Here is a 7,280-nt window from a genome sequence, read left to right as displayed (position 1 = left end):
CGACATCGAGGTCGGGGCCGACATCGAGGTCGGGGCCGACATCGAGGTCGGGACCGGCGTGCGGGTCTGGGTCTGGGTCTGCGACGTGGACCGCGGGGAGCTCGCGGGTGCCGCCGACCGCGGGGGTCATGGGGACGGTGAGGCCCGCGGGGTCGTCCGCGGCCAGCGGCGGGCGGACGGCGCGGCGGACGCGGTCGGCGCTGCGCGCCACCACCCGGTCGGCCAGCTCGTGCACCGGCATGCCGTGCCGGAAGGCGATCTCCCCGACCCCTGCCGGGTCCATCCCGGCCACCACCACCCGGCCGCGGCCGCAGTGCAGCACCTCGCAGCCGGCGTCGGCGAGCAGTTCGGCGAGGCCGCGCGCACGCGGAGTGCGGACGACCACCTCGCGACGCATCCGGCCGCGGCGGTACTCGTCCACCGGCTCGTCGGCGACGAGGCGGCCGCCGTCCAGGACCACCACATGGTCGGCGACCGCGGCCATCTCGCCGGGGTCGCGGCCGGAGACCAGGACGGTGCGGCCCTGGGCGGCGAGCGCCCGCAGGAAGGAGCGCAGCCAGGCGGCGGCGGGCGGGTCGAGCCCGGCGGCGGGGTCGTCCAGCAGGACGCAGCGGGGGTCGCCCAGCAGGGCGGCGGCGAGGGCGAGGCGGCGGTCCATGCCGGGCGAGAAGTCGCGCGGCCGGCGGTCGACGACATGCGCCAACCCGACCAGCTCCACGACCTCCTGGGCGCGTTCGGCGGTCACGCCGACGGCGGTGGCCAGCAGCCGGATGTGGGTGCGGGCGCGCAGGCCGGGCGGGCAGGCGGGGCCGGGCAGCAGCACGCCGACCTCCCGGGCCGGGCGGCGCAGCCGGGCGTAGGGCAGCCCGTCGAAGAGGCCGGCGCCGCGGCCGCGCTCCAGCCCGACGAGCATGCGGAGGACTGTGGTCTTGCCCGCGCCAGCGGGGCCGAGCAGTCCGGTCACCTGACCGGGGGCGGCGGTGAAGCTGACATCGTCCAGCGGGGCGGCGCCGTGGCGCCGGCGGCGGCGCGTGGTCAGGCCGATGGCCTGGATCATGGTGGGGGTCCCTCCCGTCGCCTCCGTCGACCAGCAAAGACAGACTAATGGGACATAACGCACATAATTCGCCAGCCTCGCCCACCCCTTGACCCTTTTTCACCCACGCGGACCCGCCCGAGACGGCAACCCCACCCCGGCATCCGCCCCAACGGCCACGCAGCGGGCGGGCAGCGGCGGGCGGAGCACCGGCGCAGGGACGGCGCAGCCGTCCGGACGGGGCGCCGACGCAGGGACGGCGCAGCCGGCGCGGTGGGGTGCCGGGGCGAAGGGGCGGCGGGCCCGGCACCGCGCGCAGCCGCACCGTGCGCACGCGCTCCGCGCCGTCGCGCCGTCGCGAGCGTCAGGCCTCGGGCCGCAGCATCGGCGGATTCAGCAGCGTCGCCCGCCCGGCCCGGAACAACTGCGCCGGCCGCCCGCCCTGCCGCGTCGTCGTCCCCCCGGCCGGCACCAGAAAGCCCGGCGTCCCCGTCACCTTGCGATGGAAGTTCCGCGGATCCAGCACCACGTCCCACACCGACTCGTACACCCGCCGCAGCTCCCCCACCGTGAACTCCGGCGGGCAGAACGCCGTCGCCAGCGCCGAGTACTCGATCTTCGACCGGGCGCGCTCCACCCCGTCCGCCAGGATCCGCCCGTGGTCGAACGCCATCCCCGTATCCCGGCCCGTCTCCCCCGAGGCCTGCCCCGCCATCTGCCCCGCCGCCTCGGCGAGCAGCTCGCGGACCGGCACCCACCGCACCTCGCGCGTCGCCTGACCGGGCGTCCGCCCCGGTGTCGGCGCCGGCAGATCCGGGGCGAGCACCAGATGGGCCACGCTCACCACCCGCATCCGCGGATCCCGCCCCGGATCGCCGTAGGTGGCCAGCTGCTCCAGGTGCGCCGCGGGGCCCTCACCCCCGCGGGCGCCCGCCGCAGGCGTCAGCGCGCTGGGCACCGGCGGCGCCTCCGGCCCCGCGCCGCGCAGATCGGGATCGGGCGACGCGCACAGGCCCGTCTCGTCGGCGAGCTCCCGCACCGCCGCCTCGGCGAGCCCCTCGCCGGGCCGGACGAAACCGCCCGGCAGGCTCCACAACCCCTCGAACGGGGGCGACGCGCGCCGCACGGCGAGCGCGCAGAGCGCATGGTCGCGCACCGTGAGCGCCACCAGATCGACCGTGACAGCGAACTCCGGAGGGGCCAGACGCGACATGCTGCGATCTTACGGGGCCGGACGCTCCCCCCGGGCCGGACCGGGGCAACCCGGGCTCACTCCCGGGCCAGCCGCACCCCCTCCGGCGCCTCCTCGACGAGGCCCAGCCCGGCCGCGGTGATCCGCACCGCCAGCGGGCCGCCCGCCACCTCCAGCCCGGAGAGCCGCACTTCGCCCAGCGGCCCGGGCACGCCCGCGGGCCGCAGCCCGATCCGCCCGGCCGGCGCATCGGGGCGCAGGCCGGCCGGCGCGGTGAGCAGCTGCACCGCGGAGCCGGCCGCCGCCGCGTCGGGGCGGCAGGCCCGGGGGTGCGGCAGCGGCGCGCAGCCGGGCTCGCGCCGCTCCCCGCCGTACATCTCGGGCAGCCGGTGCTCGAAGTGCGCGGCAGCCGCGAGGTGACCCTCGATCAGCGCCGCGGCCCGCGGACCGAATCCGTGCGCGCAGAGCCCGGCCACCGCGAGCGCGGTGTCCGCGGGGAGCACCGCCCCGCCGCGGTGGACCAGCGGGGCGAACCGCTCGGAGCCGGCGCCCAGGCTGCGCAGGCCCCAGCCGGAGTCCAGCTCGGGGCCGGTGAGCAGCTCGGCGAGGCGCTCGGCGCGGACGGGGTCGAGCAGGCCGTCGCCGATCCGCCCGCCCGCGAGCAGCCCGGTGTCCAGGAGGTGGGCGAAGGCCGAGGAGAGGACGTCGACCGGGCTGCCGTCGGGGGCGAGCGCGGCGGCGGGGCGCGGGCCGGGACCGCGGGCCTCGTCGATCCAGAACCGGTCGGCGAAGCGCTTGCGGAGGGCGTCGGCCCACTCCCGCCAGCGCCCGGCACCGGGGCGGTCGAAGGCGTCGAGGAGGTCGGCGCCCTGCAGTGCGGCGCGGTGCGCCATGGCCTGGATCTCGGCGCGGGCGAACGGCGTGGAGCCGCCGGGGCCGGGCGCGCGGACCAGGCCGTCGGAGCCGGTGACGGTGCGCAGCCAGCCCAGGCAGCGGCCGGCCGCGGGCAGCAGGGGCTCGGCCTCCTCCAGTGGCAGGCCCCAACGGACCGCCTCGGCGAGGACGGTGACGAAGAGCAGCGTCGCCTCGCCGCCCGTCCACGCCGGGGGCAGGTGCGGGCCGGCGTGGCGGAGCGCCCCGGGGAGACTGCCGACGGGTTCCGCGGCGCCCGCGCCGTCGGCCCGGCGGCCGGACGGCTCGTTCAGCTGGCGGCGGGCGAGGGCGCGCAGCGTGCCGGCGGCCAGGCGGGTGCCGAGCGGCAGGAGTTGGCGGGCCGTCCACAGCGACTCGACCGGGGAGGGGCCGAACCGCCAGGGCACGCCGGCGGCGGCGATGGCGTCGGTGGGCCGGTCGGGGTCGGCCACCAGCAGGGCCCGCAGATCGTCGAGGGAGGCGCCGAGGAGGGCCGCGGCCCGCGGATCGGCGCACTCCACGGCGGGCGGGGCGCCGGGCCGGGACCAGGGCACGGCGCCCTGGAAGGCGCGCGGCCGGGCCGCCGCTCCGGCGGTTCCGGCGCCGGCCCCGCGGACCGGTTCGTCGTCCTCCGCACCGAGGCGGGCGGCGAGCGGTTCGATGCGGAGCTCGACCGTCCACCGGGCGCCGGGCGGCAGATCGAGGTTCCAGCGGAGGAGGCCGTCGCGGCCCTCGGGCGCGGTGATGTCGTGCGGGGCGGGACGGGCGGTGAGGACGGCGCCGCGGGGCCGCCCGCCGGGGCCGGGGGCCGCCCAGCGCAGGCCGCCGGGGTGCAGGGCGGCCCGGACGGGCGGGGAGCCCGGCGCGCCGTGGGCGGCGGCCGCGGACTCGGCGAGGTCGGTGGCCGCCTCGATCTCCAGCGGCAGCCGCAGCGGGCCGGGCCCGCCCTGATGGATCGTCACCCGCTCGACGCCGGTGGCGCCCCGCACCCGCTCGACGGTGACGGCCGGGTCGGGCCCGGGGTCGCCGGGGGCGTGCTGGACGGCGACGAAGCGGGCGTGGCCGGCGTCGATCCGGCGGGCCTGGACGGGCAGCGGCTCGATGCCGCCGAGGCGCAGCCGCAGCCGGGAGACCAGCCGCAGCCCGTCGCGGTAGAAGCCGTCGGGGCCGAGGCCGCGGAGCTGGCCGTCGGGGCCGGAGACGGCGAGCGACGGGGCGGCGACGCAGAGGACGGCGGAGTGCAGCGCGGGCGGGGCCTGAGGGGGCATGGAACACGCTCCGTGCGTTTCTGTTCGATGGCGGGCTGAGCCCCGCCGGACGGCGTGTGTTGCGGACCGCGGCATGGACCGGGTCGTGAATCGGGCCGTCAGGTCAACGCGTTCGCGGGCCCGGAGGTCACGCCCCGGGCGCAGCGCGGCCGGGCCGGACCGCTTAGGTTTCTGCCATGGCCTCATATCGTCAGCCCGGGACCGTTCTGACCGACCACACCTTCTCCGTTCCCCTGGACCACGGGGACCCGAAGGGCGAGCACATCGAGATCTACGCGCGGGAGGTCGTCGCCGCGGGGCGCGAGCGCGACGGGCTGCCGTGGCTGCTGTATCTGCAGGGCGGGCCGGGCGGCAAGGCCGGCCGGCACATCGGCGCCGACAGCTGGCTGAACCGGGCGCTGGAGGAGTACCGGGTGCTGCTGCTGGACCAGCGCGGCACCGGGCGCTCCACGCCGGCGAACCGGCAGACGCTGCCGCTGCGCGGCGGCCCGGCCGAACAGGCCCGCTACCTGGGCCACTTCCGGGCGGACTCGATCGTCCGGGACGCGGAGCTCGTCCGCCGCCGGCTGGTGGGCGAGGGCTCGCGGTGGAGCCTGCTGGGCCAGAGCTTCGGCGGGTTCTGCGCGACGGCCTACCTCTCCATGGCGCCGGAGGGGCTGCGGGAGGTGTTCGTCACCGGCGGGCTGCCCGGCCTGGAGCGCACCGCGGAGGAGGTGTACCGGGCCACCTACCCGCGGGCGGCCGGCAAGACGGCGGCGCACTACGCCCGCTACCCGCAGGACGTGGCCGCGGTGCGGCGGATCGTGGAGCATCTGCTGGCGCTGCCGGGGCAGCGGGCGCCGCTGCCGAACGGCGGGGACCTGACGGTGGAGGCCCTCCAGTCGCTCGGGCTGGGGCTGGGCATGAGCACCGGCTCGCACCAGCTGCACTACCTGCTGGAGGAGGCGTTCGTGACGGGCGCCTCGGGGCCGGAGCTGTCGGACACCTTCCTCGCCGGGGCGCAGGCGCAGCTTTCGCTGGCGGACCGGCCGCTCTTCGCGGTGCTGCACGAGGCGTCCTACGGCCAGGGCGCCGGGCCGACGGACTGGGCGGCGCAGCGGGTGCGGGCCGAGTTCCCGGCCTTCGACGCGCAGCGGGCGCTCAAGGCGGGCGAACCGGTGCCGTTCACCGGGGAGATGATCTACCCCTGGATGTTCCGCACCGATCCGGCGCTGCGGCCGCTGCGGGAGGCCGCGGAGCTGCTGGCGGCCCGGGATTCGTGGCCGCGGCTCTACGACCCGGAGCGGCTGGCCCGCAACGAGGTGCCGGTGGCGGCGGTGGTCTACCACGACGACATGTACGTGGACGCCGGGTTCTCGCTGGAGACGGCGAAGCAGGTGGCCGGGGTGCGGGCCTGGGTGACCAACGAGTACGAGCACGACGGGGTCCGGGTGGGCGGCCGGGCGGTGCTCGGGCGGCTCATCGACATGGTGCGCGGCCGCGTCTGACGGGACGTCGGCGGGGCGACTGGAGGCGGCGGAAGAGGCGGAGGGGGCGGAGGCAGGGGACGGGGCGGCGGTGGGGGTCATCGGTCGCCGTCCTCCCGCTCGCCCTCTTCTCGCTCGCCGTCCTCCCGGTCGTGGGCGGCGCGCTGGCGGTCCTCCCGGTCGTGGGCGGCGCGCTGGCGGCTCAGCGAGTCGAGGAGCGGGCGCGGCCCCAGGCCGAGGTTGAGCGCCTGGTGGAGCAGGGCGGCGAAGTGGTAGCGGGGATCGAGGCGGAGGGCGCGGGCCAGCGCCACCCGGGCCCCGACCTCGTCGCCGAGGACCCAGCGGCTCCAGCCGAGGAGGGCGAGCGGGGCGCAGGCGTAGTCGGTGTAGGGGGCGACGCAGCGCCGGGCGAGGTGGTGCCAGAGCGGCTCGGCCGCGACCATCTCCTCCTCCCGCGTCCATTCCGCGGCGCGGTCGCGGGTGGCGCGGTCCTGGAGGCCGATGATCAGCCGTGCGGCGCCGGCGTCGTCCAGCCGGATGTCGGCGGGGCGCCGCACGCCGTCGGCGCGGAGGGCCGCCAGGCGTTCGCGCAGCAGCCGGACCGACCGGCCCCGGTAGGCGGCGGCCCCGGCCGACTCCGGTACGGCGGGGGCGGCTTCGACCCCCGCCTCGGCTCTCCGCCGGGTGCTCGCGGCCCCCGGGGCGGAGCCGGGCGGTGCGGCGGCGCCGACGATCTGCCGGACGGCGTCGAACGCGGCCCGGTCGAGCGCCCGGCGCTGCGCCTCGGCGGCGAGGAAGCCGATCGGGCGCAGCTCGTCGTCCAGTTCCTTGAGGGTGCCGCGGACGGTGACGCCGGCGACCGCGGCCGCGGCGGCGATCGGCGGGGTGCCCGAGCGGCCGGCCGGGGTGCCCTCGGGCGGGCAGCAGCCGGGCTCGGCGCACCCCAGCGACCACCAGCGGCCGCCGGCGACGACCAGCACGTCGAGGACGGGGATGCCGTGCCGGGCGAGGGCCGCCCGCAGCCCGGGGGCGTAGCGGGCCAGCCGCTCGCGCTCCGCGGCGGGCTCGGGCGCCTCGGGCTCGGCGCCGGCCTCGGCGCTCGCCCCGCAGAGATAGACCAGCACCTCCTCGGGGCGCTCGCCGCGCGCGCCGCCGGCCACCGCCAACTGCTCGGCGAGCTGCGGGGCGAGGGCGCGCCAGTCGGTCTCGTCCGGCGCCAGATCGGCGCGGAGCCGGCCGCCGACCCGCTTCGCGGGCCCGTGCAGGGCGACGAGCACCACGGACTCCGAGGGGAAGTAGCCCAGCAGATAGGGAAGGGCGTCGACGAGATCGGCCGGGGAGCGCATGGTGACCACGGGGGTGCCGAGCAGCTCCGGCGAGAGCGGGGTGGTGGGTGATTCGGTCAT

The 7,280-nt window shown here is 78.5% G+C and carries 5 protein-coding genes; 1 reads left to right on the top strand and 4 read right to left on the bottom strand.

Annotation, left to right across the window (positions count from 1 at the left end):
- From BIV57_RS19170 to BIV57_RS19160, 3 genes are all read right to left on the bottom strand, one after another.
- On the bottom strand, positions 1-1,057 hold a 1,057-nt coding region (locus BIV57_RS19170; RefSeq protein WP_071658086.1), incomplete at its 3' end, for an ABC transporter ATP-binding protein.
- A gap of 343 nt (positions 1,058-1,400) precedes the next feature.
- Complete coding sequence (locus BIV57_RS19165) at positions 1,401-2,249, bottom strand: NUDIX hydrolase (RefSeq protein ID WP_071658085.1); 849 nt, start codon at positions 2,247-2,249, stop codon at positions 1,401-1,403.
- 56 nt (positions 2,250-2,305) lie between these two features.
- Entirely contained in the window at positions 2,306-4,408 is a 2,103-nt protein-coding gene (locus BIV57_RS19160) for a glycogen debranching N-terminal domain-containing protein (RefSeq protein ID WP_071658084.1), read from the bottom strand.
- 176 nt (positions 4,409-4,584) lie between these two features.
- On the opposite strand from BIV57_RS19160, the gene BIV57_RS19155 reads away from it, so the two are divergent.
- Complete coding sequence (locus BIV57_RS19155) at positions 4,585-5,895, top strand: alpha/beta fold hydrolase (RefSeq protein WP_071658083.1); 1,311 nt, start codon at positions 4,585-4,587, stop codon at positions 5,893-5,895.
- A 77-nt stretch (positions 5,896-5,972) separates the two neighbouring features.
- Here BIV57_RS19155 and BIV57_RS19150 read toward each other — a convergent pair whose 3' ends face one another.
- The gene (locus BIV57_RS19150; protein ID WP_071658082.1) at positions 5,973-7,280 is read right to left on the bottom strand and encodes a DUF4192 domain-containing protein; all 1,308 of its coding nucleotides are present in this window, start codon (positions 7,278-7,280) and stop codon (positions 5,973-5,975) included.

This window comes from Mangrovactinospora gilvigrisea (assembly GCF_001879105.1).
Taxonomy (GTDB): Bacteria; Actinomycetota; Actinomycetes; order Streptomycetales; family Streptomycetaceae; genus Mangrovactinospora; species Mangrovactinospora gilvigrisea.
Note: the sequence above shows the minus strand (reverse complement) of the source record. Positions and strands in the feature narration are given on the sequence as shown.

Coding starts and splice junctions, on each gene's coding strand:
- BIV57_RS19160 (WP_071658084.1), bottom strand. CDS start 4,408: ATGCCCCCTCAGGCCCCGCCCGCGCTGCACTCCGCCGTCCTCTGCGTC.
- BIV57_RS19150 (WP_071658082.1), bottom strand. CDS start 7,280: ATGACCGAATCACCCACCACCCCGCTCTCGCCGGAGCTGCTCGGCACC.
- BIV57_RS19155 (WP_071658083.1), top strand. CDS start 4,585: ATGGCCTCATATCGTCAGCCCGGGACCGTTCTGACCGACCACACCTTC.
- BIV57_RS19165 (WP_071658085.1), bottom strand. CDS start 2,249: ATGTCGCGTCTGGCCCCTCCGGAGTTCGCTGTCACGGTCGATCTGGTG.